The organism is Nonomuraea sp. NPDC049709 (genome assembly GCF_040674815.1).
GTDB lineage: Bacteria > Actinomycetota > Actinomycetes > Streptosporangiales > Streptosporangiaceae > Nonomuraea.
Genome location: NZ_JBFANM010000121.1, coordinates 1 through 26,845 on the forward strand (window position 1 = coordinate 1; position 26,845 = coordinate 26,845).

A 26,845-nucleotide genomic window follows, 5' to 3' on the forward strand; every position below is an offset into this window, starting at 1 on the left:
GGAGATAATTCGTGTTCACTTCCGAGACCGCGGCGCCCGCCGCCCTCGGGTTGAGCGTTGGGCGCGGGGGCTGGCGGGGGCCCCCCCCCCGGCCACCAATCCCGCGTGCCGTCAGCGGCACGCGGGACCGTGGCCTTGTCTCGCGCGTACGGTCAGCGGCGCGCGTCCTCCAGCACCTTGTTCGCGTCCCGCTCGAACGACGCCCTGGCCCCGAGCGTGAGCAGACCGCCCACGATCATGGGGATCACCAGGATGTACATGCCGGAGAGTAGCGACCCGAACTGGTCCGAGGCGATGCCGACGACCAGCGAGCCGAACGCGGCGCCGAACGTCAGGAGCAGTTGCAGGACGGCGAAGCCGAGGCCGCGCGAGGCGGCCGGCACCACGTCCGCCAGGCATGCCGTCATGTTGGGGATCGCGATAGACATCAGCGAGCACGCGACCAGCACCAGGACCGTCAGCGCGACGACCGAGTCCATGGACAGCGCGGCGGCCAGGACCAGCGAACCGGCCGTGATGCCGCCGCCGCCCGCCAGCAGCCGGCCGCCCTTGCGGGTGCCGTGCCACTTCCGGCCCAGCCACGAGCCGACGAGGGTGCCGGTGAGCGTTCCGGCGATGGTGATCAGGCCGCTGAGGGAGCCGGCCGTGCCCACGCCGACACCGAAGCCGCGCACCATGAGCGTGGGCATCCAGTAGAAGACGCCGGCCAGGCCGAGGCTGAGGAGGGCCAGGCCGATGCAGACGAAGACCAGCGTCGGGATGACGATCACCTGGCGGAACTGCGCCCAGAAGGGCGGCTTGGGCGCGGCCTCCGGCTTGACCTCGGCCTCGCCGGTGGCCACCAGCCGGTCCAGCTCGCCGCGCCGCGGCTCGCGCAGGAACCAGACGAGCACCGCCGTGAGCAGCCCGGGGATCACCATGATGAGGAACGCCGAGCGCCACCCGTACGCCTGGGCCAGCACGCCGCCGAGCAGGGTGCCGACGCCGCCCAGGTACGTGGTGACGCGCGTGAGCCCGTACGCCTTGGCCCGGCTGGCGGGCGGGTAGTAGTCGGCGAGCAGGCTGCCCGCGGCCGGGTTGTCGATGTTCTCGGCCGCCGCCAGCACCACGCGCATCAGGTAGAACAGCGCGAAGCCGGTGGCCAGGCCGGATCCCAGCGTGGCGATCGCCCAGATGAAGACGACCACCGCGATGATCCGCGTGCGGCTGAAGCGGTCCGCCAGGTATCCGGCGGGCAAGGAGACGATGGCCGCGGCCAGGGCGGCGGCCGTCGGGATGGAGCCGGCGGCGGTGTCGCTGAAGCCCCATTCCTTCTGTATGAGCGGGAGCACGCCTGATAGGAGGTTGTGCTCGATCCGGTCCACTAGTCCGACGATGAAGAGCACCACGAGGGGTGCCCAGCCGAATGGCGCGCGGGACTGCGCGTCGATGGTGCCTGTACGCGGCGAACCGAACGTCCCGACCATGCCCACCCTTTCCGTAGGGAAATCTAGAATTGAGTTCTAGGGCAATGTTCTAGCCAGAGTGGCAGAAGTCACAGCGTTCGTAAATGGGTGATTACCGCGAAATTTCGTGACTCACCCCTCCGGTACGGTGATCGCATGGTCAAGGGGGCACTGCTGGTCGCGGGGACCACGTCAGACGCGGGCAAGAGCGTGGTCACCGCCGGGATCTGCCGCTGGCTGGCCCGACGGGGCGTCCGGGTCGCGCCGTTCAAGGCGCAGAACATGTCGCTCAACTCGTACGTCACCGCCGACGGCGCCGAGATCGGCCGGGCCCAGGCCATGCAGGCGCAGGCGGCCGGCCTCGAACCCGTCGCCGACATGAACCCGATCCTCCTCAAACCGGGCAGCGACCGCCGCAGCCAGGTCGTGCTCATGGGCCGCCCGGTGGCCGACGTGGACGCCATGGAGTACGGCGCGCTGAAGGACCTGCTGCGCACCTCGGCGCTGGAGGCGCTCGGGCGGCTCAGGAAGCAGTACGACGTGGTGGTGTGCGAGGGCGCGGGCAGCCCCGCCGAGATCAACCTGCGCCGCGGCGACATCGCCAACATGGGCCTGGCCAGGGCCGCGAACCTGCCCGTCATCGTGGTCGGCGACATCGACAGGGGAGGGGTGTTCGCCGCGTTCTACGGCACGGTGGGCCTCCTGGACGCCGCCGACCAGTCCCACGTCGCCGGCTTCGTGGTGAACAAGTTCCGCGGCGCGAAGGAGCTGCTGGAGCCCGGGCTCGACATGCTGCGCCGGCTGACCGGGCGGGAGGTGTACGGCGTGCTGCCCTGGCTCGACGGGCTCTGGCTGGACGTCGAGGACTCCCTGGCCCTCGACAGCCGCCGCGTCGCCGTACGCCCGCCGCACGGCAGGCAGACCCTGCGGGTGGCGGTCGTGCGGCTGCCCAGGATCTCGAACTTCACCGACGTCGACGCGCTGGCCGCCGAGCCGGGCGTGGTGGTGCGGTTCGCGAGCGATCCGATGGAGCTGGACGACGCCGACCTGGTGGTGCTGCCCGGCTCGCGGGCCACGGTCAGCGACCTGGCCTGGCTGCGGGAAACCGGCCTGGCGGCGGCCGTCCGCGCGCGTCGAGGGCCTGTCCTGGGTGTTTGCGGCGGGTTCCAGATGCTGGGGCGGGAGATCGTGGACGAGGTCGAGTCGGGGGCCGGGCGGGTCGAGGGGCTGGGGATGTTGCCGGTGCGGGTCGAGTTCGGGCGGGAGAAGCGGCTGGGCAGGCCCGAGGGGGCGGCGTACGGGGAGCCGGTGCGGGCGTACGAGATCCACCACGGGATGGCGACGGTGGAAGGGGGCGAGCCGTTCCTGGACGGCTGCCGGGCCGGGAACGTCTGGGGCACGACCTGGCACGGCGCCCTGGAGAACGACGGGTTCCGGCGGGCCTTCCTGGCCGACGTGGCCGGGCGGGCGGGGCGTGACTTCGTACCCGATCCCGCCACCGACTTCGCCCGGCTGCGGGAGGAGCGGCTCGACGCGCTCGGGGACCTGGTCGAGCGGCACCTCGACACGGACGCGCTGCTCCGCCTCATCGAGCACGGCCCGCCCGAGGGCCTCCCGACGCTCCCACCGGGCGCCCCGACCGCCTGAGCCCCGACCTCCCGAGCCCCGGAGAGCCTGAACCTCAGGTCCTGGCCATGCGCTGGGCGCTGATCCAGGCGTCGATCTGCTCCCAGTGGTCGTACAGCCAGCGGATCCGGTCCTCCCGCGCCTGGGGCACCTCGTCGGCGGGCACGCGCCACCACTTCGCGGTGATGTGCGCGCTGAAGGGCAGCTTGCGCCAGACGTCCCCCAGCGTGATCAGGTCATCGAGCCCGGTGTGCGCGACGAAGATGACGTCCGCCGACGGGCACGCCTCGATGGCCGTGATGGCGCCGTTCGGGCGGGGCGGGAGCAGGTGGTCCAGGCCGCGCGCCCGCTCGGCCTCCTCGGCCAGCCCCTTCTCCTCCAGCCGCCTGATGGCCAGCCGGCGGCGGCGCGGGGTGAAGTTCCCGCCCTCGGGGAAGATCACCAGGGCGTCCTGGTCGCCCATGGTCGCGGCCAGGTGGTGGATCTCGTCGATGATGCGCCGGTGCCCGGCCTTGCGCGTCACGAACGCGTTCGGCAGCCGGTTGATGATCACGTCGAGCGAGGGATCGTACTGGAGGGCGGCCTTCATGACGATGCGGGGCCGCCGCCGGTAGCGCGCCAGGAGGTGATAGATCAGCAAGAAGGAGTCGCCTGGGCCCGCGTGCCGCGACAGCACGATGATCGGCCGGGTCAGCCGGGCGGCCCGCTCCTCCTCCGTCGGCTCCGGCTCCTCGATGTCCAGGGCCAGCCGGAAGATCCGCACCGCCGCCGCGTACACCTTCGACAGGAACCACCTGACCAGCTCGTAGTGCCGCTCCTGGCGCCGGGTCCCGCCCGCCACCCACAACCACAGGCACGCGATCAGCACCGCCGACTCCAGCGTCAGCCACGCCACCCCGAACCAGACGAACCGCAGCCCCCTGCGCTGCGGCGGTGGCAGCCGGAGGGACGCCGCCGCCGTGACGACGAGCCAGAACGGCAGCGTCACCAGCATGAACACGGTCACCACGATGACCAGCGGAGCCAGGACGAGCCGGCGCAGAATACGCGGTGGAAGCAACGCGGCCTCCCTCAAGGACTTACTTCCATCATCCTCCCCTGCTCCGCAAATAGCGCGAAGACGCCTGGTAGGCGCGGTCGATACAGGCCGAGATCTGCGACACGTCGCGATAGCGCAGCGGCGAGAGCGGCTCGGTCACCCCGGCCGGCAGCACGTGCACCTCCACCCCCGGCGGCAGCGTGGCCAGGTCCTCGGCGAAGCGGTGCCGGCGGGCGATCTCGAACGCCACCATGCCCACCTCCCAGAACCGCCGGGGCGGCGACAGCGGGCGCTCGATCCGGCCGACGTGCAGGACGTACACGCGCCTGGCCCCGAGCAGCACCGCCCGCCCGATCGGGATGCTGTGCACCAGCCCGCCGTCGAAGAAGTGCTCGCCGCCGATCACGACGGGCGGCAGCAGCCCGGGCACCGCGCACGAGGCCAGCACCGCCTCCACCAGCGGCCCGCCGGTGAACCAGTGCGCCGCCGCCCGCTCGACCGAGGCCGCCACGCACTGGAACGGGACCTCCAGCTCCTCGATCCGGGAAACCCGCACGGTCTCGCTCAGAACCTCACGCAGCGGGCCGATCGGGTGCAGATGGGTGCGCGTCCTGGCCAGTGTGGACAGCCGGGACACCCAGGAGCCGGCGAACGCCGTACGTACGACATCGGACCGCCACAAGGTGGTCAGCCTGCCGACCGCCTCGGCGGGGCCGGCGGCGATGACCGCCCCGTTCAGCGCCCCGACGGACGTGCCCACCACCAGGTCGGGCCGGATCCCTGCCTCGTCGAGCGCGCGCAGCATGCCGACCTCGTGCGCGCCGAGCACGCCGCCCCCACCGAGCACGAACGCGGTCTCCACCCGGCACCACCCCTCTGGACCTTTCCCGGAAGTTCTTGCCGTGTCCCGGAAACGAAGCGCGAAACAAGCTGCCGGACCCGCCCGATGACGCACGGGCCCGGCGAGCGGGACGATTCGGTTATGACAGCAGTGGTGCAGGCCGAAGGGCTGACCAAGTCTTACGGCAACCGCCGTGGCCCGGAGGACCTCACGCTCGAGATCCAGCCGGGCGAGATCTTCGGCTACCTCGGGCCGAACGGCGCCGGCAAGACCACCACGATCCGGCTCCTCCTCGACGTGATCAGGCCCACCCGCAGCTCGGTACGGGTGCTCGGCGCCGACCCGCGCGAGCCCGCGATCCGCTCCAGGATCGGCTACCTGCCCGGCGAGCTCGCACTCGAGGGCCGCGAGCGGGCCAGGCACTACCTGCGCTTCCTCGGCAGGGTACGCGGCGGCGTGCCGGAGACCCGCATCGACGCGCTGGCGGAGCGGTTCGAGGCCGATCTGTCGGTGCAGATGCGCAAGCTCTCCAAGGGCAACAGGCAGAAGGTCGGGCTGATCCAGGCATTCATGCACGAACCGGAGTTCCTCATCCTGGACAGGAACGCCATCGAGGATCTCGTGACCAGCGTCCTGAACCCGCTGCTGGAGGCGCGGGGCGGACACGAGCCGCTGCTGGAGACGCTGGAGGCCGTCTTCGCCTCGCACGGCAACCAGACGGCGGCGGCGCGGCGGCTGGGGCTGAGCCCGCGGGCGGTGACGTACCGGCTGGAACGCATCCGCCGCCTGACCGGCTTCTCCCCGGACGACCCGACACAGCGCTTCACCCTGTTGACAGCCGTCCTGGGCGCCCGCCTCCTCGGCCGGCCGGCCGGGTTCGCGCGCTGAAGCCAGCCGGTCCGTCAGTCGCTGACGGCGAGGCGTACGCCGAACCCGACGATCACGACCCCGGTCAGCCGATCGAGGAACCGCCGTACCCTGGCCGAGCGCAGCACCCCGCTCATCAGCGACGCGAACCCGATCAGCACCGCGCTCCACACCAGCCCCTCCACCACGTGCACCCCGGCCAGCGCCAGCCCCATCAGCGCGTGCGGCGCCTCCTGGGGGATGAAGTTCGGCAGCATGGCCACGTAGAAGGCGCCCACCTTGGGGTTGAGCAGGTTCGTGATCAGCCCGCGCCGGAACCCCTTCCAGAACCGGACCTCCTGCCGCTCCGGCATGTCCTGCGCCTCTGCCTTGGTCATGAGCATGCGCAGCCCCATCCACACCAGATAGGCCGCCCCGGCCCAGCGCAGGACGTCGTAGGCCAGTTCGGAGGCCGCCAGGAGCGCCGACAGCCCGGCCGCGGTGAGCACGCCCCAGGTCAGCGTGCCGGCCTGGATGCCCAGCGTCACGCCCCAGGCGGGCCGCTGCCCGGCCAGGAGGGACGTCCGCAGGATGAGGGCCGTGTCGAGGCCGGGAGTCAGGGTGAGCAGCGCGACCACGGCGGCGAACGACCAGATCGATCCTGCGATGTCCATGAACGTCAGGGTATGAGAAGCAGCTTTCCGGTCGTACGACGGGCCGCCAGGTCTTCATGGGCCTGCCGCGCGTCCGCCAGGGGGTAGCGGTGCGAGACGTTGATCCGGAGCTGCCCGGCCGCGATCCAGCCGAACAGGTCGGAGGCGCGCCGCAGCAGCTCCTCGCGCTCGGCGATGTAGTGGATGAGCGTGGGCCTGGTGAGGAAGAGCGAGCCCTTCTTGTTGAGCGTCTGGGGGTCGAGCGGGGGCACCGGGCCGCTGGCGGCGCCGTACAGGGCCATGAGGCCGCGCGGGCGGAGCACCTCCAGTCCGCCGTCGAACGTGGCTTTGCCGACGCCGTCGTAGACCACGTCGATCTTGCCCCGCAGCGCCTCGGCGAAGCCGTCGTACCCCAGCACCTCGTCGGCCCCCGCCTCCCGGGCCAGCTTCTCCTTCTCACCGGTGGAGACCGTGGCGTACACCTTGGCGCCCTTGAGCTTGGCGAGCTGGATCAGCAACTGCCCCATCCCGCCCGCGCCCGCGTGGACGAGAACCTGGTCGCCCTCCTTGACCTCGTGCGTGGAGTGGGTCAGGTAGTGGGCCGTCATGCCCTGCAACATCGCCGCCGCCGCCACCTCGGCAGACACCCCCTCCGGCACCGGCACCGCCCTGCCGGCCGGGATCACGGCCTTCTCGGCATAGCTCCCGAGGACGTTGGCCCACGCGACGGTGTCGCCCACCGAGACGTCCCGCACCCCGGCCCCGACCGCCGACACCGTCCCCGCGCCCTCGGAGCCGATGGAGGTGGGCAGGTTGAGCGGGTACGCGCCGGAGCGGTGGTAGATGTCGATGAAGTTGACGCCACTGGCGGCGACGTCGACCACGATCTCCCCGTCACCGGGAGTCGGATCGGGATGCTCGACGTATTCCAGAACCTCGGGGCCGCCCTGGGCGGAGACGATGATGGCATGCATGCCCCTAGTCAACTCCGCCACCACCAGACGATGCCACCCGGGTCGGGCGTTCCACCCACCACTTGAGAACCGCGACGGGGCCGGGGCGTCGAAAGCCTCATGACGCCCCGTCCGCCGCAGACCACGCCAGACCGCCCAGCCGGGCGAGGTCATGACAGACCGTGCGGCCGGGCGAGGCGGTGACAGGCCGCTCTACTGAGTGCGCCCGTGACAGGCCGCGCGGGGCGGAAGACAGGCCATGCGGCCGGGCGAGGCGGGGACAGGCCATGCGGCCGGGCGAGGCGGGGACAGGCCATGCGGCCGGGCGAGGCGGGGACAGGCCATGCGGCCGGGCGAGGCGGGGACAGGCCGCTCGGCCGGGTGGGCCCGTGATCGGCCGTCGGGGCCGGGCGAGGCGGAAAGCAGGCCATCTGAAGCCGCCTCCGCCGGTCAGCTGAGCCGGGCCAGGGCACCCGCTTCCAGCGCTACCCATACGGCACCGTCCGGCCCCACGGTCAGCCCGTGCGGCTCGGCCTTCCGCCCGCCGTCACCTTCCCCCGGCAGCTCAGGAAGCGGCAACTCCTCGATCACCCCATCGGTGGTGATGCGGCCGACCCGGTCGGCGGCCCACTCCGTGAACCAGAGCGCGCCGTCCGGGCCGGCGATGATCGCATGGGGACGGGCGGCGCGGTCGGGAAGCGGGTGCTCGGTGATGGCCCCGGACGTGTCGATCCGCCCCACCTGGCCCGCCCCGATCTCCACGAACCACAGGGCCTGGTCCGGGCCCAGCGTGATCCCCACCGGGGCGGCGCTCTCCGTGGGAAGCGGATGAACGCTCACCTCGCCCGCCAACGAGATGCGGCCGATGGCGTTGCCCTGATTGAGGGTGAACCAGAGGGCGTCGTCGGGACCCGCCGTGATGAACGACGGCATGCCACCCTCCACCGGCACGTCGAACTCGGTCAACGCCCCGTCGGCGCCGATCCGGCCGATCCGGCCGGGCTCCATCTGGGTGAACCACATCGCCCCGTCGGGCCCCGCCGCGATCCCGTACGGAGAGCTCACCTCGTGTACGGTGCGCCGCCCGTCAGCGGTGATGCGGCTGACCCGTCCACCCTTCCACTCGGTGAACCACATGGCTCCGTCGGGCCCGGGCGCGATCACCGTGGGCAACCCGTCGGCCGGGTCGAGCTGGTGGATCACAGGCTCGTCACCGGGCACCATCCTCCCCACGCGCCCTTGGTGGACGAGCGTGAACCACAGCCCCCCGTCCGGCGCGGTGGCGATGCCGTACGGCGCGCCGTCTTTGATCATGGTCAACATATGTTCCCCCGAGAGGCTTGGTCGTCCTGCTTGCAAGTGCCGGTGGCTGTCGGCCGGAGCCCTTGGCCCGTGGGCGTCGGTTGCTGTCGGGCCGGACTCCTGACCGGTGGCGGCTGGTTGCTCCCGGCCGAAGTCCTGGCCGGTTGATGCCGGTCGGCGTCGGTCGGCGCCTCGGTCGGTGAGGGGGTTGCGTGCTTGATCGGCGGCTCGGTCAACGTACGTGCCCCCTTTCCACCTCGATCGCTGTTCCACGGAAGCGCCGGACGAGGGCGCGGTCGTGGGACACCACGACGAGCGCACCCCGATAGGCGTCGAGGGCCTGCTCCAGCTCCTCGGCCAGCACCGGCGACAGGTGGTTCGTCGGCTCGTCGAGCAGCAGCAGGCCGTGCTCCCCGGCCAGCAGCCTGGCCAGGGCCAGCCGACGCTGCTGCCCGACTGACAGCGTGCCCACCCGCTGGTCGAGGGTGTGCGGCCGGAACAGCCCGGTGCTCAACAGCGCGGCCCTGCGCTCGTCCGCATAACCCACGCCGTACGCCTCCAGCACGCTCTGGTCCGGATCGAAGGTCACCTCCTGCGGCAGGTAACCCACCCTGCCCTCGGCCCGCTCCGCCAGGGTGCGCAGGAGCGTGGACTTGCCCGCGCCGTTGACCCCCCGAACCAGCAACCGGTCGCCAGCCCTGACCGTCAGCGCCTCGACCCGCAGCCGGTCACCGACCCGGACGTCGCGCAACTCCACGAGCACGCGAGGACCCGCCCCCTCGCCCCCGCCTCGGGCCCCTTCAGCCCCGCCACGGACCTCCTCGGCCCCGCCACGGACCCTCTGGGCACCGCCACGGGCCGCCTGAGCGCCGGTCACCTCGGCCGCCTGCGCGCCCGTCTCCCCGGCGGTCTGCTCGGCCCCACCGCGGGCGGGCTGGTCGGTGGTGTCCGCGGCCGATCCCCTGGTGGTGTCCGGGGCCGATCGCCTGGGGGTGTCCTGGGTCGAAGGCGGTGGGGCGGCCGGCAGGTGGTCGGCCGGGACGGCGGTGCCGAACGTGCCGCGGAAGCGTAGCGGGTCAGGAGGGCGCAGGACCGGGTCGGACTCCAGGCGGCGGAGCCGTTCGTGGGCGTTGCGGACGCGGCCCGCCACCGAGCTCTGCACCCGGCCGGCATTGCGGTCGTAGGCCATCTTGTTGTTGTCGCGCATCAGCCGCCCCGCGGCCACCCGGTGCGCGGTGGTGGCCGCGTATTCGCGCACCTGCCGCACCTCCTCGCGCCAGGCCGCGTACGCCTGCTCCCAGCGCGCCCTGGCCGCCGTCTTGGCCGCGAGGAAGCCCGGGTAGCCGCCGCCGAAGCGGGTCACGGTGCCGTGCTCGACCTCGAGGACGGCCGTGGCGACCCGGTCGAGGAAGACGCGGTCGTGCGAGACCACGGCCACCGTGCCCCGGTGCTCGCGCAGGCGCTCTTCGAGCCAGGCCAGCGCCGGCTCGTCGAGGTGGTTGGTCGGCTCGTCGAGCAGCAGGACGCGCGGTCCGGCGGCCAGCACGCACGCCAGGCCCAGCCGCGCCTGCTCCCCGCCCGACAGGCTCGACAGCCGCCGGTCGCGGCCCACGTGGGCCAGCCCCAGGCCGTGGAACGCCTTGTCCACGCGCGCGTCGGCCTCGTAGCCGCCGCGCAGCTCGTACGCCGTGAGCAGCTCGCCGTATTCGTCCATCACCTCGTCGGTGGGCGCCGACTCGGTGAGCGCCGACTCCAGCTCGCGCATCCTGCGCTCCATGGCGCGCAGATCGGTCAGCGCGGCGTCGACGGCCTGCTGAACCGTGTGGCCGGGCGGCAGCCCGAGAGTCTGCCCGAGATAGCCGAGGTCGCCGGTCACGCGCACCTCGCCGTCGTCGGGCCGCTCGACCCCGGCCAGCAGGCGCAGGAGCGTGGACTTGCCCGAGCCGTTCTCGCCGACGATGCCGGCGCGCTCGCCCGGCCCCACGGACATGGACACGTCGGTGAGGACGGCTCGCTCGCCGTATGACTTGGTAACCCCGCGGAGGTGGATCAGGATGGAACTCCAATCGCTACTGTTGTAGCGTTAGAATGCCATGCGGAGACGGCTAACGCAACTGGAGTAGTAATTGGAGACCAGCAAGCGCCCCGGAGGACGAAGCGCGCGGGTGCGTGACGCCGTGCGCCAGGCCACGCTCGCCGAGCTGGTGGAGCGCGGCTACCCCGGCCTGACGGTGGAGAGCGTCGCCGAGCGGTCGGGCGTGCACAAGACGACCGTCTACCGGCGCTGGGGCGGTGTCGAAGGGCTGATCTCCGACGCGCTGGAGCTGGCCAGGGACGAGCCGTGGCCCATTCCGGACACCGGCTCGATCGAGGGTGACCTGCGGGGCATCGTCCAGCTCGTACGCAGCGGGTTCGCCGACCCCGAGCTGGGGCCGGTGTCGTCGGCGTTCGTGGCGGCCGCCGTACAGAATCCGGCCGCCGCGCGGGCGCTGCACGAGTTCTTCGTGGCCCGGCACGAGCAGTCGGCGGAGGTGGTCCGGCGGGCGGTCGAGCGGGGTGAGCTGCCCGACGTCGTGGACGTCAGGGAGGTGATCAGGGTGGCGGTCGCGCCCGTCTACTACCGGCTGTTCGTCGCGCACGAGCCGGTGACCGAGCGCGACGCCGACCGCGCCGCCGACGCGGCACTGGCCGCGGCCCGCGCCGGAGTCCTGTAGCCCTCGGCAGCGCCGACGAGAGCCTCGACAGCCTGGGTGGGAGCCCTCGACAGTCCGGACGGGAGCCTTCGACAGCGCGGACGGGAGCCTTTGACGGCCAGAACATGAGCCCTTGGCGGCCAGGACGGGAGCCCTTGGCGGCCCGGACGGGAGCCCTTGGCGGCCCGGGCTGGGCTGTCAGGGCTCCTTCTGGCCGCGCAGCTCGAAGTCGTCGAACGTGGTCTTCAGCAGCGACTTGCCGTCCTTCGGCGTACGCGCGAACAACCCGAGAGTCCCGTTGCCGATCCCGTTCGGATCCTCCACCTGCTGCACCTGCTCGTCGTTCACCCACATCGTCAGCCGCACGGTGCTCCCGGCCTGCTCGCACGACGCCACGATCCGGGTCTTGCCGCCCGGCAGGCCGTCCACCTGTACGGGAGCGGCCAGCGTGCCGCCCGCCCCGTCCAGGATGCGCCGGATCCGGGCCTTGCCGGTGGTGTCCAGCCCGAACTCGTAGTAGGTGTCGTCGTCATCGGAGTTGTGGCAGTAAAGGCCGTATTCGCCGGTGCCGACGGACTTCTTGACCTCGGCGGTGACGGCGACGACGACGGACGAGGGCAACATCGGCGTGGGCGTGGCCGACGGGCCGGGCGTGGCCGTCGGCGTGGTGACCAGGAAGGGGAGAGGGGCCTTGGCCCACCGCTCCTCGTACCCTTCCTCCACGTCCAGCCCGTAGGTCCCGTCGGTCCGGTATCCGTAGCTCGTGGTCTCCTCCGGGTCGTACACGCCGTTCCAGCCGCCGGTGGTCTGCGTGAAGTCCTCCCGGTAGAGGACGCTCAGGTCGTCGGGCGGCCCGCCGGGGGCCAGCACGGCCCACGCGGTCACGCCCCCGGCCACCAGGACGGCCGCGGCCGCCGCGAGACCCGTGTACAGCTTGCCCCGCCCCGGCTTCGCGGGCGGAGCGGGCGTGTAGGGGAGGGTGGACTGCTGCCAGGCCACGCTCACGGTCCGGGCCGCCTGCTCGGGGGCCGCTTCCCGCCCGACGAGGTGGTCGAGCAGCTGCTGCGCGGTGGGCCGCGTGGCCGGGTCCTTGTGCAGGGCGGCGGCGACCAGCTCGCGCAGGCCGGGTTCGACGGCGTCGAGGTCCGGCTCGGTGTTGAGCACCTGGTAGACGATCGACGGCAGCGTGCCCCCGCCGAACGGCGCCCGCCCGCTGGCCGCGAACGCCACCAGGCAGCCCCACGAGAACACGTCGCAGGCCGGGGACACCGGGTCGCCCCGCAGCACCTCGGGAGCCATGTAGCGGGGCGTGCCGACGATCTCGCCGGTGCTCGTGACGCCGCCGAGCGTGTCGAGAGCCCGCGCGATGCCGAAGTCGATCACCCGGGGGCCGACGGGTGACAGCAGCACGTTCGACGGCTTGAGATCCCTGTGCACGACCCCGGCCCCGTGGATGGCGGTGAGCGCGGTGGCCACGCTGACGGCCAGCGCGTCGAGGCTGGACCCGCGCAGGGGCCCGGACTGGAGTACGGCCTCGTCGAGGTTGGGGCCGGGCACGTATTCGGTGACGACGTAGAGCTGGTCGCCGTCGAGCGCGGCCTCGATCACGGCGGCCGTGCAGAACCTGCGGACCCGCTGCGCCGCGTCCGCCTCCCTGCGGAACCGCATGCGGAACTGCTCGTGCTGGCTGAGCTCCGGGTTGATCACCTTGACGGCGACCCGTTGCCCAGCAGGATCCTCGGCCAGATGGACCGTGCCCATCCCGCCCCGCCCCAGCACACTAAGCAGCCTGTAGCGCCCGATGTGGGAGGTTTCACCGCTCACGGCGCGCTAGCTTACCGACACAAGCCTTCCCGCCGCAGTTCCCGCGTACGGACACGCGCACACCGAGGGTAACGATCAGGGCGGGAAGGACCCGCGCAGGCGATCGAGCGACGGCAGCCCGCTCTCCTGCGACACCACCAGCACCCGGCACCCCGCCGCCGTGGCCGCCGCGATCCCGGTCGGGCTGTCCTCGACGGCCACGCACCGTGAGGGTGTCGCGCCGAGCCGCCGGGCCGCCTCCAGGTACGGGTCCGGCCACGGCTTGCCCCGCTCCGTGTCCTCGTTCGCGATCACCAGGTCGAACGCGTGCCCCAGCCGCGGCAGCGCCAGCTCCACGATGCTCCGGGGAGAGGCGCTGACCAGGGCGGTGGGGATGGCGGTGGCGGACAGGTCCGACAGGAGCTGCCGCGCCCCCGGCATGAGCGTCAGGTCCCGTACGACGCGGTCGGCGAAGGCGTCGGTGAGCCGTCCGGTGAGCTCCGGCTCACCGAGGAAGCCGGCCACGTCCTCGATCGTGCGGCCGTGTACGTACGGGGCGTCGGCGGGGGACAGGGGGCGGCCGAGGGAGCCGGCGACGGCGGCGACCGCCTGCCACCAGAGCCCCTCGGTGTCCACCAGCGTGCCGTCCAGGTCCAGCAGGACGGCCTCGGGCAGGTCAGACCGCATCGGCGGGCACGACCGGCACGGGGACGGTGACCGTACGGGCGGCCACCAGGACGGGCCGCTCCACCAGCCGCACCGTGACGCGGGTGCCCGGCCCGAGCCGGATCGCCTCGTGTCCCGGCACGTCCGCGAGCACCTCCCCGCCCTCCACCGCCAGCCTGAGCCGCACGGAGGAGCCGCGGAACGAGGCGGCCAGCACCTCGGCGGGCCCGTCCACGGACGGTACGACCTGGACCGCCTCCGGACGGATCAGCACGTCCACGGACGGATCCTCGGGAATGGGACCGTCCACCGGGAGGAGCTGGCCGAGCACCGTGACCTGGTCCCCGGACACCCGCCCGGCCAGGTGGTTCATGGTGCCGACGAACTCGGCGACGAAGGGCGTGGCCGGACGGTCGTACACCTCGGCGGGCGCGCCGACCTGTTCGAGCCGCCCGTCCCGCAGCACCGCCACCCGGTCGGCGATCGACAGGGCCTCCTCCTGGTCGTGCGTGACGAAGATGGTGGTGATGCCCAGGTCGAGCTGGATGCGGCGGATCTCCTCGCGCAGCGTCACGCGGACCTTGGCGTCCAGTGCCGACAGCGGCTCGTCCAGCAGCAGGACGCTCGGCTCCAGGGCGAGCGCGCGGGCCAGCGCGACGCGCTGCTGCTGGCCGCCGGAGAGCTGGTGCGGGTAGCGGTCGGCGTGCGTGGGCAGACCGACGAGTTCGAGCAGCTCGTCGGCCTTCGCCCGCCTGGTGGCCACCGGCACCTTGCGGACGCGCAGGCCGAAGGCGACGTTGTCGCGGGCGTTCAGGTTGGGGAAGAGGGAGTAGGACTGGAAGACCATGCCCGCGTCCCGCTTGTTGGCCGGGACGTTCGTGACGTCCTTGCCGTCCACCAGCACCGCCCCCGAGTCCGGCCGCTCGAACCCGGCCACGCAGCGCAGCGCCGTCGTCTTGCCGCAGCCCGAGGGGCCCAGCAGGGCGACGAACTCCCCGGGCGCGATGATCAGGTCGAGGCCGTCCAGCGCGACCGTCTTCCCGAACTCCCGCCGCAGGGCACGGAACTCCACCGATGCGGTCATTTCCCCTTCTCCTTGCCAAAGATGGTGGACACTCCGAGCAGCAGCAGCCAGATGAGCAGCAGGCTGAGGATCGACACCGCGACCGAGAGCTGTCCCTTGGAGCCCGAGACGGTCACGATCCACACCGCGAACGGCTCGTACCCGAGCAGGCTGGCCACGGTGTACTCGCCCAGCACGAGGGCCAGCGTCAGGAACGACGCGCTGGCCAGGGCCGAGCGCAGGTTGGGCACGATCACCCGCACCAGCACGTACGGCCAGGAGGCCCCCAGGTTGCGGGCCGCCTCCACCAGCGTCCGCACGTCCATCGTGCGCAGCCCGGCGTCCAGCGACCGGTACACGAACGGCAGCACCAGCACCACGTACGCCAGCACCAGCACCACGGGGAACGCCGGATCCTGCACCGCGATCAGCGTGGCCCAGAACGGCGTCGGCGCCAGCACCTCGGTCCCGTTGCGCAGCGACGTGCCGATCCCGGCCACGAACGTGATCGGCGGCACGACCAGCGGCAGCGTGCACAGCACCTCCATGACCGGCCGTAGCCGCGGCGCGAACAGCCGCACGGCCAGCATCGCGGGCAGTGCCAGCAGCAGCACCAGCGCGATCGTGGCGACGGCCAGCCCGAGGGAGAGCGACAGCGAGCGGACGAAGCCCTCGGCCGTGAACAGCTCGCCGTACGCCGAGAACGACACCCCGGAGGTCGGCGTGTAGATCGTGTACCAGAGCGAGGTGCACAGGGGGACCAGGAAGTAGACGGCGGCCAGCAGGAACACCGCGCCGCGCCACGCCCGCGGCGGGCGACGGGGAGCGGCGCCGGATACCCCCTCCAGACCGGTCAGTGCAGCCATCGGGAGGTCCTCCTCTGCAGCGGCAGGTAGATCGCCATCACCAGCCCGGCCACCACGATCATGTCCAGGCTGAGCGCCAGCGCGATGTTCTCGTAGCCGACCAGCACGTCGCCGGTCAGCGCGCTGGCGATCTTCAGGGTGACGAGCGGGACGACGGTGCCGACCATGGCGTTCGCGGTCGCGTACGCGGAGAAGGACGAGCCGAACAGCAGCACCACCCCGCCCAGCATGGCCGGGGCCAGCACCGGCAGCGCGACGAAGCGCCAGTAGTGCCAGGTGGTGGCCCCGCTGTTGGCCGCCGCCTCGCGCCACTGCGGGCGCAGCCCGTCCAGCGCCGGGGCCATGGCCAGCACCATCAGCGGGACCGAGAAGTACAGGTAGACGACGACCAGCCCCCAGAACGTGTACAGGGAGCCGGAGGGCAGCCCCAGCAGGCCGCTGATCACGCCGGAGTTGCCGAGCGTGGCGATCCAGAAGAACGCCAGCGGCACCCCGCCGAAGTTGGCCAGCACCCCGGACGCGGTCAGCACGGACTCGCGCAGCAGCGTGCTGCGCGAGGTCACGACGGCGTGGGCGAGGAAGGTGCCCAGGACGGCCCCCAGCAGCGCCACCACGGCCGACAGCTTGACGCTGCCGGCCATGGCGGTGAGGTAACCGCCCTGCAGGCTCTGTGACAGGTTGGACAGGCTCGGCCGCCCCTGCGCCGTGAACGCTCCGGCCACCAGCGCCACGGCGGGGATGCCGAACACGAGCGCGAAGAACGCCAGCAGCGGCAGCGCGCCGAGCCAGCCCCTCGAACGGGAGCGGGTCATCCCGAGATCGCGGCGTCCCAGCCGCTGGCCAGCTTGGCCTTGGCCGCGTCCACCTGCTCGGTCGTCGGGAACGTGGGCTCGCCCTCGACCGCGGGCAGCTTGTCGGCCAGCGCCTGGTCCACGGTGCCGTCGGTGGTCATGGCGGGCAGCAGGACGGGGCGGGCGAAGCCCTTGAGGAAGAGGTTCTGGCCCTCGGCGCTGTAGAGGTACTCCTGCCACAGCCGGGCGGCGGCCGGGTGGGGGGCGTCCTTGTTGATCGCCTGGGCGTACATCTGGAAGTACTTGCCGTCGGTGGGGACGTTCACCTTCCAGTCGAGGCCCTTGGCGGCCATCTGGGGCGCGTAGGCGGCGTTGTTGTAGTCCCAGTCGATGCTGATCTTGGTCTCGCCCTTCTCGATGGTCGCGGGCGTGGTCTCGACCGGGTTGTAGTTGCCGGCCTCCTTGAGCTTCTTGAAGAAGTCGATGCCGGGCTGGATGTCGTCGAAGGAGCCGCCGCTGGCGATGGAGGCCGCGTACACGCCGGCGAAGGCCGAGCCCGACTTGGTCGGGTTGCCGTTCATCGCGACCTGGCCCTTGTACTCGGGCTTGAGCAGGTCGGCGAAGCTCGTCGGGCAGACCTTGATCTGCTTGGCGTCGCAGCCGATGGACACGTAGCCGCCGTAGTCGTTGACCCAGAGCCCGGTCGCCTCCTTCTGGCCCTCGGGGATCTTGTCGAAGGTCTGCACCTTGTACGGCGCGAACAGCCCTTCGGCGGCGCCGCTGATCGCGAACGACTGGCCCAGGTCCAGCACGTCGGGGGCGCGGTCCTGGCCCTTGCGGGTCTTCACGGCGTTGATCTCGTCGGCGCTGGCCGCGTCGGGAGTCTCGCTCTCGATCTTGATGCCGTACTTGGCCTGGAACTTCTCGATGATCTCGCCATAGTTGGCCCAGTCCGGCGGGAGGGCGATGACGTGCAGGTTGCCCTCCTTCTTGGCCGCCTCGACGAGCTTGTCGAACCCGCCGAAATCAGCGGCGGAGGTGGCGGTGGCGGCGTTCACCCCGCCTTGCGAGGCCTGGGTGGTCTGCTGGGTGCCGGGAGCGGCGCCGCACGCCGCGGTGACTACGGTAAGGACTGCGACCACGCCGGTCGCACGGGCGCGAGATGTGAGCACGACGCCTCCAATTTCCAGGGGGTGTGGCACGAACGTAGGGGAACTTGTACAAACAAGCGAGCACCAGTAAGTCCCATAAACATTGCTCTTTCGTGAATAGGGATGGTCGGTGATGGTTTCGCGCTATGAACGGATCGCTGATGAGCTGCGGGACGAGATCCTCTCCGGCGTTCATCCGGTCGGTTCCCAGCTCCCCAGCGAGGCGGAGCTGGCCGAGCGCTACGGCGCGGCTCGCGGCACCGTACGCCAGGCGGTGGCCGTGCTGGCCGCCGAGGGCCTGGTCGGCTCCCGCCAGGGCGCCAGGCGCATCGTGCTCGGCAACGCGCGCAGCCAGAGCTTCGCCGAGCTGCACAGCTTCGCCCAGTGGGCCCGCGCGAACGGCTACCGCTTCGGCGGCCAGGTGATCGCCCAGCGCCGCCGGCCGGCGAGCGGCGCGGAGCCGGCCAGGCTCGCCTCGGAGGAGGTGCTGGAGGTGCTGCGCCTGCGCTCGCTGGAGGGCGAGCCGGTCCTCGTGGAGCGCACCGTCTACGCCGGGTGGGTGGCCGCCGCCGTCGAGCGGCTCCCCGCCGACTGCGAGTCGGTCACCGAGGCGTTGTACGAGTCCGTCGGCCTGGTGTTCGCCTACGGCGAGCACCTCATCGACGCGGTGCCCGCCGGGGCCCAGGACGCCCGCCTGCTGGGCGTGCGCCGCGGCAGCCCGCTCCTGCGCCAGCGCCGGACCACGACCACCCACGAGGGCCGCCCCGTGGAGTCGTCGGACGACCGTTACCGGGCGGGCAGCGTGGCCTTCAGCATCCGCAACTCGATCGGCGCCAACCCTCTCGTGCGGCAGGCAGGCGACTTGCGTTTCGAGCGCTGAGAACATATGTTCGAGTCATAAGCGCCCGTCTTCCCCCGGGTGGCTCAGCATACGGACAAGAGCCGCGGGGAGAAGCGTCTTGAGCAGACTCTATGGCGATCCGATAGAGGTGTGGACCCGGGACGGGGAGCCGACCCAGTTCGTCTGGCGGGATCGGCTCTATCTCGTCCGCCGCGTCCTCGACCAGTGGGTGGTCGCGCGCGAGTGGTGGAAGACCGGTGAGGGCGATCCCGGCGAGCGCCAGTTCTGGCGGGTGGAGGCGAGCCCGGGCCGCGAGGTGGGCTCCTACGAGCTGCGCTACGACACCGCCAGCAACGGCTGGCTGCTGCTGAGGGCGTGGGACTGATGGCGCCCCCGTTCCCGCACCTCGACGTGAGCTCCGCGTACTCCATGCGCTACGGCACCGCGTTCCCGCGAGCGCTGGTGAGCCGGGCGGTGGAGCACGGGATGGACATCCTGGCGCTGACCGACCGCGACGGCCTCTACGGCGCGATCAAGCACGCCCAGGCGTGCGCGGAGGCCGGCGTCGCCCCGGTGCTCGGCGTGAACCTGGCACTCGACGTCCACGCCTCCGCCTTCACCCCGGTGCCGGGCATCCGCCCGCCGCGCCCCAGGACCGGCCCGAACGCCGAGGACCGCGTCACGGTGCTGGCCCGCGCCAGGGGCTGGGCCCGCCTGTGCCGCCTGGTCACGGCGGCCCACCACACGGGCGAGCGGGGCGCGCCCAAGGTGACCCGCGAGCTGGTCGGCGAGTGGGCCGGCGGACCCGGCGGCGACCACGGGTTCGGCGCCGAGGACGGGCTCGTGGTGCTGCTCGGCCCCAGGTCCGACGTGGGCCGTGCGGTGGCCGAGCGGCGCGACGAGCACGCCAGGACGCTGCTGGGCCTGTGGCGCGCCGCGGTGCCCGGCGTGGTGATCGAGCTGGTCGACCAGTACGGCTTCCGCGACGCGACCACGGCCGTGCGCATGCTCGGCCTGGCCGAGTCCATGGGCGTGCCCGCGATCCTGACCAACGCGGTGCGCTACCTCGACCCGGCCGACCACCAGGTGGGCGACGTGCTCGACGCGGCCCGCCAGCTCGTCCCGCTGCACCCGCGCCACCTGGAGCGCACCACCTCCCATGCCTACCTCAAGAGCACCAAGGAGATGCGGCAGGTGGCGGCCAAGGTGTGCGCCGGCGACCAGGAGCGGGTGGCCCGGCTGCTGTTCACCACCAGGCGGCTGGCCGAGGCGTGTTCGATGGATCCGCTCGACCTGCTCGCGCTGCGCAACGACCCGCCCGCCCTGCACCTGCCGGAGATCGGCCGCGACCCGGTGCCGCTGCTGCGCCACCGGGTCGAGGACGGGCTGATCAGGCGCGGCCTCGACCGCTCCGCCGACGCCAAGGAGCGCCTCCGGGACGAGCTGGCCATCATCGAGCGCAAGCGCCTGTCCGGATATTTCATCGCCGTGGCCGGCATCACGGACATGATCCGCGGCATGGGCATCCGCTGCGCCATCCGCGGCTCGGGCGCCGGCAGCCTGGTCAACTACCTCATCGGCATCGGCGAGGTGAACCCGATCGACCACGGCCTGCTCATGGAGCGCTTCCTGTCCGAGGGCCGCATCGGGCTGCCCGACATCGACGTGGACGTCGAGTCGGCCCGCCGGCTCGACTGCTACCAGGCCATCTTCGACCGCTACGGCGAGTCCCGCGTGGCCTGCGTGTCCATGATGGAGACCTACCGGGCGCGCAGCGCCATCCGCGACGTGGCCGGGGCCATGGGCCTGCCGCCGCACGAGATCGACGCGATCGCCAAGGCGTTCCCGCACATCAGGGCCAGGCAGATCACCGCGTCCCTGGAGGACCTGCCCGAGCTGCGCGAGAGCCGGCTCGGCGAGGCGGGGCTCGACCGGGTGTTCCGGCTGGCGGAGAAGCTCGACGGGCTGCCCAGGCACATCGCGCTGCACCCGTGCGGCGTGCTGATCGGCAACTCGGCGCTGCGGGACCGGACGCCGGTGGAGCGCAGCCTGCTGGAGTTCCCGATGTCGCAGTTCGACAAGGACGACGTGGAGGAGGCGGGGCTGCTCAAGCTCGACGTGCTGGGCGTGCGGATGCAGTCGGCCATGGCGTACACGCTGACCGAGATCAAGCGGGTGGACGACGTCGTGGTCGAGCTGGACACCCAGCACGGCGACGACCCCGAGGTGCAATACGTCCCGCACGACGACCAGGAGACCTACGACATGATCTGCGCCTCGCGCACCCTCGGCTGCTTCCAGATCGAGTCGCCGGGCCAGCGCGAGCTGGTGGCCAAGCTGGAGCCGCGCAGGATGCACGACCTGATCGTGGACATCTCGCTGTTCAGGCCGGGGCCGGTCAACTCCGACATGGTCACCCCCTACCTGGAGGCCAGGCACGGGTGGCGGCAGCCGTACTACCCGCACGAGAGGCTGCGGGAGGCGCTGAACGAGACGCACGGGGTCGTGGTGTTCCACGAGCAGGTGCTGAAGATCATCTCGGTGATGACCGGGCGCGACCTGTCGTACGCCGAGAAGCTGCGGCGCACGCTGGACACGCCGGAGGGGCGCGCACGGGTGCGCCGGGCGTTCGTCCCCCTGGCCAAGGCCAACGGGTTCGACGAGGCGGCCGTGGAGCGGGCCTGGCAGGTGCTGGACGCGTTCGGGGCGTTCGGGTTCTGCAAGGCGCACGCGGCGGCGTTCGCGCTGCCCACCTACCAGTCGGCCTGGCTCAAGCGGCACCACGCGGCGGCGTTCTTCGCCGGGGTGCTCACGCACGAGCCCGGCATGTACCCGCCGCGGGTCATCATCGACGAGGCCAGGCAGTGCGGGGTGAAGATCCTGCCGCTCGACGTCAACAAGTCGGGCAAGGACTGGCGGGTGGAGCGGCTCGGGCCGCGCGTCCAGGTGCGGGTGCGGCCGGCCGCGCTGGAGGGCGCGCGGGCGCGCCGGGAGTTCAAGGTCGGGGAGATCGGCAAGGGGTACGCGCTGCGGGTGCCGTTCTCGGCGATCAAGGGGGTGAGCGAGGCGGAGGTCGAGCGCATGGTGGCCGGGCAGCCGTACACGTCGCTGGCCGACTTCTGGGACCGCGCCCGGCCCTCGCGGCCCACGATCGAGCGGATCGTCCAGGTCGGCGGCCTGGACGCGCTGCACGACCTGCACCCGGGCGGGCCCCGCTGGCGGCCCGGCGAGCTGACCCGCCGCGACCTGATCGCCCAGGTGGGCGTGCTCGACCGGACCTCGGCGATCGGCGTGCAGGCGGGCCCGCGCAAGTCCCGGCGCTACAGCTCGCACATGGACCTGTCGTCCACCCAGAACGCGGCTCCTCCGGCGGTCCAGCTGCCGCTGGGGTTCGGCGAGCACCTGCCGCCGGGGGAGCTGCCCGAGATGACGGAGACGGAGATGGTCGAGGCCGAGCTGGAGATCCTCGGCATCGACGTCAGCCGGCACGTCATCAGCTTCCACGACGAGCTGCTCGACGCGCTCGGGGTGGTACGTTCCAGGGATCTGCTCGCCCAGCGCAACGGGGCGGAGATCCTGGTCGCCGGGGTCAAGGTGGCGACCCAGACGCCGGCCGTGCGTTCGGGTCAGCGGGTCATCTTCACCACGCTCGACGACTCGACGGGGCCGATCGACCTGACGTTCTTCGAGTCGGTGCAGGGGCGGTGCGCGTCGATCGTGTTCGGCTCGTGGCTCGTGCTGGCCAGGGGGGTGGTCCGGCGCACGGGGACACGGGCGGTGTCGATGCGGGCGGTGGACTGCTGGAACCTGGCCGACCTGGACGCGCTCCGGCGCTCCCAGGGCATCGAGGCGGTCCGCGCCGTCATCGACCGGGCCCCGGAGGAGCTGGCCGGGGTGGGCGGCCGCAAGATCGAGTACGCCAACGGCTTCCGCCTCTCGCCCTACTCCGACCTCGGCCCGGCCATCGCGGCCAATCCGCCCAGGCAGCTCTGGCACGCCAGCCCGGGCAGCTCGGGCCCGACGGCGGCCTGATCCACTCCCTCGTGGGAGCGGATGCCGTGCCCCCGCCGATCAGCGGGGGTCGGTCGCCAGGCCCTCGATCGTGGCGGACGGCGAGAAGGCGCGCACGGTGCCGGGCTCGGGGGTCTTGGCGCAGCGGGCCGCCCGCTGCAGCCGGCTCAGCTCGCGCACCGTCGCCGCGCACAGCACGGCCGCCAGCCCCGCGCAGGCCAGCTCCGGCATCCCCACCCCCGTCAGGTCGCCCGCCGAGGCGCCCAGCGGCAGCCGGATCGTCACCAGCGCCAGCGCGGCCAGCCAGCTCAGCCACCACCCCGACAGCAGCGCCAGCCACCGCCCGCGGCGGCCCGCCGGCGGCCGGGTGCCCCGCCACACGTCGTCGACCAGCACCGCCGGGGCGATCAGGTTGACGCCGGGCAGCAGCCAGGCGGCCGCCACCGGGCCCGTCGCGGCCGAGCGGTCGTTGGCCTGCCTGGCCCGCACGAGCCAGGTCACGTAGGCGGCCGCGGCCGCGATCGAGGTGCCCGCCACCAGCATCATCAGCACCGCGAACGTCGTCACCGCCCCCACCACCGCTTCCGCGTCCGCCCCCTCGGGACGGCCGCCGAACGCGGCGAGCTGGGCGGCGAGTTCGCGGCCGCGGGCCTGTTCGAAGATCACCAAAGCGCCGAGGGAGAGGACCTGAGCGGTGAGTGTCACATATACGGCAGAGGCGGCTCTGTTCGGCGATGCCTGGGTGTAGCGCACGTTGTTCTCCCCCCGGGCCATGCGCTGAGGTTCTGATTCACTTGTATCCCGGGAGCCCCGCTGTTAATCAGCTCACCACGCCGGATTCCCACGCCCAAGCTGCGATTCCAACCCGATTACGGACACCGAGCTTGGCGAAGATGCTGCCGAGATGTGTCTTCACGGTGGAAAGCGACACGAACAGCTCCGCGGCCACCTCCTGGTTCGTCCGCCCCCTGGCCACCAGTCGTACGACGTCCAGCTCGCGATCGGTCAGCGGCTCGTTCACCGGGAGCATCGTCCGGCGGGGCTGGGCCAGGTGTTGCAGCAGCCGCACGGTCACCGACGGCGACACCAGCGCGTCACCCGCCGCGGCCGCCCGGACCGCCTCGATCAGCAGCGTGGGCCCGCTGTCCTTGAGCAGGAAGCCGGTGGCACCGGAGCGCAGGGCTCCGTAGACGTACTCGTCCAGGTCGAACGTGGTGACGATGACCACCCGCAGCGGGTTCTCCACGCCGGGGCCCGCCAGCGCGCGGGTCACCTCCAGCCCGTCGAGCTTGGGCATCCTGATGTCGAGCAGGCACACGTCCGGCCGCAGCCGCCTGGCCTCCGCCACGGCCTCCGCCCCGTCCGCGACCGCGGCCACGACCTCCATGTCCGGTTGGGCGTCCAAAATCATCTGGAAGCCGGTGCGTACCAGTTGCTGGTCGTCAGCGATGAGAACCCGAATAGTCACACCCCAACTCTAAGGATCAGCCGTTCGGCCGAGGCGGTTATGGACGCACGGCTGATCCTCCGGCCACCCCGCTCCCGGCAGGCTGGACGCCATGAACGACGTGCTTGTTGGACGGGCCCTGGCCAAGCGGTTCGGGCAGACGGTCGCCCTCGGCGGCGTGGACATAGCGATACGGGCCGGTGAAGCCGTGGCGATCATGGGGCCGAGCGGTTCCGGCAAGTCGACCCTGCTCCACTGCCTGGCCGGGATCATGAAGCCGGACGGGGGCGAGGTGCACCTGCTCGGGCAGCGCATCGACGCCATGGGCGAGCGGCAGCGCAGCGCGCTTCGGCGCACCCGCTTCGGCTTCGTCTTCCAGTTCGGCCAGCTCCTGCCCGAGCTGCCCGCGGAGGAGAACGTGGCGCTCCCGCTCATGCTGGGCGGGGTGCCGAGGGCCCAGGCGGTACGCCAGGCGCGCGAGTGGTTCGCGCCCCTCGGCCTGCACTCCATGGAGACCAGGCGGCCGGGCGAGCTGTCCGGCGGCCAGGCGCAGCGGGTGGCCATCGCCAGGGCGCTGGTGAGCAAGCCGGCCGTGGTCTTCGCCGACGAGCCCACGGGCGCGCTCGACCAGCAGACCGGGCAGGAGACGATGCGGCTGCTGGTGGAGGCGACCAAGCACAACGGCGCCTGCCTGATCGTCGTCACCCACGACCCGAACGTGGCCGCCTGGTGCGACCGCATGGTCGAGGTCCGCGACGGCCGGATCCTGGCGGGCGCGAGCGGGGTGCGCGCGTGAACCTCGACCTCACCTGGCGCCTGCTCAAGGGCGGCGGCCGCAGGGGGATGCTCGGCACCTGGCTCACGCTGGGGGCCGTCGCGGTGGCCACGGCGCTGCTGCTGTTCGCGGTGGCCGCGAACTCCGCCTTCCAGGCCAGGGCCGAGCGCGGCGCCTGGCGCAACCCGGTCCCGGTCTCCTCCGGCGCGGTCGCCGTCGAGGCGTCCCGCTACGACTTCGTCCGCGACCAGGCGATCACCGTCATCGACCTGGCCGCGCTCGGGAAGGCCCCCGCCCCGCCGTCCGGCCTGCCCCGCTTCCCGGCGCCGGGTGAGGTGTGGCTGTCGCCGGCCCTGGCCGAGCTGGCCAAGGAGCTGCCCGCGGCCGAGCTCGCCGACCGCTATCCCGATCCCGAGGGCGTGCTCGGCGACGAGGCGCTCGTCCACCCCGGCGAGCTGGTCGCGGTCGTCGGTCACGAGCCCGGCGCACCGGCGATGACCGCCGCCCGCAGCGACGACTGGATCGTCGCCAAGCCGCCCGCCAAGGTCGCGAGCCTGGCCGGGAAGCCGAGCGAGGACGCCGAGGCGTACCGGATGCTCTCGCTCATCGCCAGCGTGCTCATGGTGGTGCCGCTGCTGGTCTTCGGGGGCGCGGCGGCCCGGCTCACGGTGGCCCGGCGCGACCAGCGGCTGGCCGCGCTGCGGCTGGTCGGGGCGACGCCCGGCCAGGTCGTGGCCATGACCGTGACCGAGGCGGTGATCGTCGCGCTGGCCGGCGCGCTCACGGGGGCCGTCGCCTTCGCCCTGGCCGTGCCGCTGCTGGCCGGGATCCGGATGCAGGGCGGCCCGTGGTTCGCCTCGGACCTGTTCCCGGACCCGCTGATCCTGGCCGCCGTGCTGGTCGCGGTGCCGCTGCTGGTGGGGCTGTCGGCGGTGGCCGGGCTGCGGCGGGTCGTGGTGAGCCCGCTCGGCGTGGCCAAGCGGGAGACGCCGCCCGCCATGCGGTTCGTACGGGTGCTCGCCCTGCTGGCGGTGCTGGCCGCGTTCCCGCTGCTGACCAGGGGCACCAGCGTGGCGATCGTCGCGGTGGCGCTCGCCCTGGCGTTCCTGTGCGTCAACCTGGCCGGCCCGTGGGTGGTCGGCATGATCGGCCGGATCACGGCCGGCAGCGCGCGCGGCCCCGCCCGGCTGCTCGCCGGCCGCCGGCTCGTGGACGACCCGCGCTCGGCCTGGCGGACGGTGAGCGGTGTGGCGCTGACCGGCTTCGTGGCGGGCTTCCTCGGCCTGCTCAGCCCGGCGGCGTTCGACGACCAGGCGGCCGGGCCGCCCCAGCTCCGCGTCACCGCGCCCGCCGGGCAGGCGGCGGAGCTGACCGGCCGGGCCCGCGAGCGGCTGCGTGAGGCGGGGGTGACGGCCACCGTGCAGCCCGTCAAGAACGTCGTGGTCGCGTCCCTGGGCAGCGCCGCCGACGCGGCCACGCTGGACCGGGCCCGCACGGCGCTCTCCAGGCTCGTCCCCGGCCGCACGCCCACCACGGAGACCGACGACCAGCGCTTCGGCACCCAGATCCTCGCCGACGTCCGCGTGGGCACGATCGTGGTGCTGTCGGTGTCGTTCCTGGTGGCCATCGCCAGCTCGGGGATCACCGCCATGTCGTCGGTGCTAGACCGGCGGCAGGCGTACGGGCTGCTGCGGCTGGCCGGCACGCCGCTGGAGGTGCTCGACCGGGCCCGCCGGGCCGAGACGCTCATCCCGCTGACGGTGATGGGCGGCGGGGCGATCCTGGTCGGGGCGTTCTGCGCGATGCCGTTCATGATCGGCGGTATCAACGTGATCGGTGTGACGACCCTGGTGGGCTGCGTCGTCGCGGGCTTCGCCGGCGTGATCGGAGCGGGCGCGCTGAGCCGCCCCCTCCTGCGCTCGGTCACCGCCGACCCGGCCCCGCGCCCCGACTAGCCATCCGGGCGCGGGGCCGGCGCGCGGCCCGCGCCCCGCGGCGCCCCCGAGATCAGCCGTTCCTCCGACGCCGCCCAG

23 protein-coding genes are annotated in these 26,845 nt (G+C 72.4%); 8 read left to right on the forward strand and 15 right to left on the reverse strand.

Annotated elements, in window-relative coordinates; all coding sequences use genetic code 11:
* Nucleotides 1-152: 152 nt before the first annotated feature.
* On the reverse strand, nt 153-1,466 hold the full coding sequence (locus AB0J69_RS56955; protein WP_364136799.1) for an MFS transporter: 1,314 nt from the start codon (nt 1,464-1,466) through the stop codon (nt 153-155).
* Nucleotides 1,467-1,601: 135 nt separating this feature from the next.
* Here AB0J69_RS56955 and AB0J69_RS56960 point away from each other — a divergent pair, with 135 nt between their 5' ends.
* The gene (locus AB0J69_RS56960) at nt 1,602-3,092 is read left to right on the forward strand and encodes a cobyric acid synthase (protein WP_364136801.1); all 1,491 of its coding nucleotides are present in this window, start codon (nt 1,602-1,604) and stop codon (nt 3,090-3,092) included.
* 34 nt (nt 3,093-3,126) lie between these two features.
* Here AB0J69_RS56960 and AB0J69_RS56965 read toward each other — a convergent pair whose 3' ends face one another.
* A complete protein-coding gene (locus AB0J69_RS56965; protein WP_364136803.1) occupies nt 3,127-4,131 on the reverse strand; it encodes a 1-acyl-sn-glycerol-3-phosphate acyltransferase in 1,005 nt (334 codons plus the stop codon).
* Between the two features lie 28 nt (nt 4,132-4,159).
* On the reverse strand, nt 4,160-4,972 hold the full coding sequence (locus AB0J69_RS56970) for a patatin-like phospholipase family protein (protein ID WP_364136805.1): 813 nt from the start codon (nt 4,970-4,972) through the stop codon (nt 4,160-4,162).
* Between the two features lie 120 nt (nt 4,973-5,092).
* On the opposite strand from AB0J69_RS56970, the gene AB0J69_RS56975 reads away from it, so the two are divergent.
* Nucleotides 5,093-5,839: an ATP-binding cassette domain-containing protein gene (locus AB0J69_RS56975; protein WP_364136807.1), complete on the forward strand. Its 747-nt coding sequence runs from the start codon at nt 5,093-5,095 to the stop codon at nt 5,837-5,839.
* A gap of 14 nt (nt 5,840-5,853) precedes the next feature.
* Here AB0J69_RS56975 and AB0J69_RS56980 read toward each other — a convergent pair whose 3' ends face one another.
* The 4 genes from AB0J69_RS56980 to AB0J69_RS56995 all read right to left on the reverse strand — a co-directional run bounded on the left by AB0J69_RS56980 (nt 5,854) and on the right by AB0J69_RS56995 (nt 10,701).
* A complete protein-coding gene (locus AB0J69_RS56980) occupies nt 5,854-6,471 on the reverse strand; it encodes a LysE family translocator (protein WP_364136809.1) in 618 nt (205 codons plus the stop codon).
* A gap of 5 nt (nt 6,472-6,476) precedes the next feature.
* Nucleotides 6,477-7,424, reverse strand: coding sequence for a quinone oxidoreductase (locus AB0J69_RS56985; protein WP_364136811.1), 948 nt, complete (start codon nt 7,422-7,424; stop codon nt 6,477-6,479).
* Nucleotides 7,425-7,853: 429 nt separating this feature from the next.
* Nucleotides 7,854-8,717, reverse strand: a complete 864-nt coding sequence (locus AB0J69_RS56990) for a virginiamycin B lyase (RefSeq protein ID WP_364136813.1) — start codon at nt 8,715-8,717, stop codon at nt 7,854-7,856.
* Between the two features lie 220 nt (nt 8,718-8,937).
* Nucleotides 8,938-10,701 (reverse strand): ABC-F family ATP-binding cassette domain-containing protein, encoded by a 1,764-nt coding sequence (locus tag AB0J69_RS56995; RefSeq protein ID WP_364136814.1) that lies wholly within the window; start codon nt 10,699-10,701, stop codon nt 8,938-8,940.
* Between the two features lie 169 nt (nt 10,702-10,870).
* Between AB0J69_RS56995 and AB0J69_RS57000 the strand changes: the two genes are divergently transcribed.
* Complete coding sequence (locus AB0J69_RS57000; RefSeq protein WP_364136816.1) at nt 10,871-11,419, forward strand: TetR/AcrR family transcriptional regulator; 549 nt, start codon at nt 10,871-10,873, stop codon at nt 11,417-11,419.
* Nucleotides 11,420-11,596: 177 nt separating this feature from the next.
* On the opposite strand, the gene AB0J69_RS57005 is transcribed toward AB0J69_RS57000, so the two are convergent.
* The 6 genes from AB0J69_RS57005 to AB0J69_RS57030 all read right to left on the reverse strand — a co-directional run bounded on the left by AB0J69_RS57005 (nt 11,597) and on the right by AB0J69_RS57030 (nt 17,759).
* Nucleotides 11,597-13,222: a serine/threonine-protein kinase gene (locus AB0J69_RS57005; protein ID WP_364136818.1), complete on the reverse strand. Its 1,626-nt coding sequence runs from the start codon at nt 13,220-13,222 to the stop codon at nt 11,597-11,599.
* 75 nt (nt 13,223-13,297) lie between these two features.
* A complete protein-coding gene (locus AB0J69_RS57010; RefSeq protein WP_364136820.1) occupies nt 13,298-13,888 on the reverse strand; it encodes an HAD family phosphatase in 591 nt (196 codons plus the stop codon).
* The gene (locus AB0J69_RS57015) at nt 13,878-14,951 is read right to left on the reverse strand and encodes an ABC transporter ATP-binding protein (protein ID WP_364136822.1); all 1,074 of its coding nucleotides are present in this window, start codon (nt 14,949-14,951) and stop codon (nt 13,878-13,880) included. The genes AB0J69_RS57010 and AB0J69_RS57015 overlap by 11 nt, the downstream gene beginning before the upstream one ends.
* Complete coding sequence (locus AB0J69_RS57020; RefSeq protein WP_364136824.1) at nt 14,948-15,796, reverse strand: ABC transporter permease subunit; 849 nt, start codon at nt 15,794-15,796, stop codon at nt 14,948-14,950. Before AB0J69_RS57020 ends, AB0J69_RS57015 begins: the two co-directional genes overlap by 4 nt.
* A complete protein-coding gene (locus tag AB0J69_RS57025; protein ID WP_364136826.1) occupies nt 15,784-16,608 on the reverse strand; it encodes an ABC transporter permease subunit in 825 nt (274 codons plus the stop codon). Before AB0J69_RS57025 ends, AB0J69_RS57020 begins: the two co-directional genes overlap by 13 nt.
* Nucleotides 16,605-17,759: an ABC transporter substrate-binding protein gene (locus AB0J69_RS57030; protein ID WP_364136828.1), complete on the reverse strand. Its 1,155-nt coding sequence runs from the start codon at nt 17,757-17,759 to the stop codon at nt 16,605-16,607. The genes AB0J69_RS57025 and AB0J69_RS57030 overlap by 4 nt, the downstream gene beginning before the upstream one ends.
* Before the next feature lie 112 nt (nt 17,760-17,871).
* Here AB0J69_RS57030 and AB0J69_RS57035 point away from each other — a divergent pair, with 112 nt between their 5' ends.
* The 3 genes from AB0J69_RS57035 to dnaE all read left to right on the forward strand — a co-directional run bounded on the left by AB0J69_RS57035 (nt 17,872) and on the right by dnaE (nt 22,611).
* Nucleotides 17,872-18,618, forward strand: a complete 747-nt coding sequence (locus AB0J69_RS57035; RefSeq protein ID WP_364136830.1) for a GntR family transcriptional regulator — start codon at nt 17,872-17,874, stop codon at nt 18,616-18,618.
* A gap of 79 nt (nt 18,619-18,697) precedes the next feature.
* Complete coding sequence (locus AB0J69_RS57040; RefSeq protein WP_168015120.1) at nt 18,698-18,964, forward strand: DUF6504 family protein; 267 nt, start codon at nt 18,698-18,700, stop codon at nt 18,962-18,964.
* The gene (gene dnaE, locus AB0J69_RS57045; protein ID WP_364136832.1) at nt 18,964-22,611 is read left to right on the forward strand and encodes a DNA polymerase III subunit alpha; all 3,648 of its coding nucleotides are present in this window, start codon (nt 18,964-18,966) and stop codon (nt 22,609-22,611) included. The genes AB0J69_RS57040 and dnaE overlap by 1 nt, the downstream gene beginning before the upstream one ends.
* 39 nt (nt 22,612-22,650) lie before the next feature.
* Here the strand turns inward: dnaE and AB0J69_RS57050 are convergent, their stop codons facing one another.
* A complete protein-coding gene (locus tag AB0J69_RS57050; protein WP_364136834.1) occupies nt 22,651-23,364 on the reverse strand; it encodes a DUF4328 domain-containing protein in 714 nt (237 codons plus the stop codon).
* Nucleotides 23,365-23,410: 46 nt separating this feature from the next.
* A complete protein-coding gene (locus tag AB0J69_RS57055) occupies nt 23,411-24,058 on the reverse strand; it encodes a response regulator transcription factor (protein WP_364136836.1) in 648 nt (215 codons plus the stop codon).
* Nucleotides 24,059-24,149: 91 nt separating this feature from the next.
* On the opposite strand from AB0J69_RS57055, the gene AB0J69_RS57060 reads away from it, so the two are divergent.
* Nucleotides 24,150-24,833: an ABC transporter ATP-binding protein gene (locus AB0J69_RS57060; protein WP_364136838.1), complete on the forward strand. Its 684-nt coding sequence runs from the start codon at nt 24,150-24,152 to the stop codon at nt 24,831-24,833.
* Nucleotides 24,830-26,767: an ABC transporter permease gene (locus tag AB0J69_RS57065; RefSeq protein ID WP_364136840.1), complete on the forward strand. Its 1,938-nt coding sequence runs from the start codon at nt 24,830-24,832 to the stop codon at nt 26,765-26,767. Before AB0J69_RS57060 ends, AB0J69_RS57065 begins: the two co-directional genes overlap by 4 nt.
* The last annotated feature ends 78 nt before the right edge of the window (nt 26,768-26,845 follow it).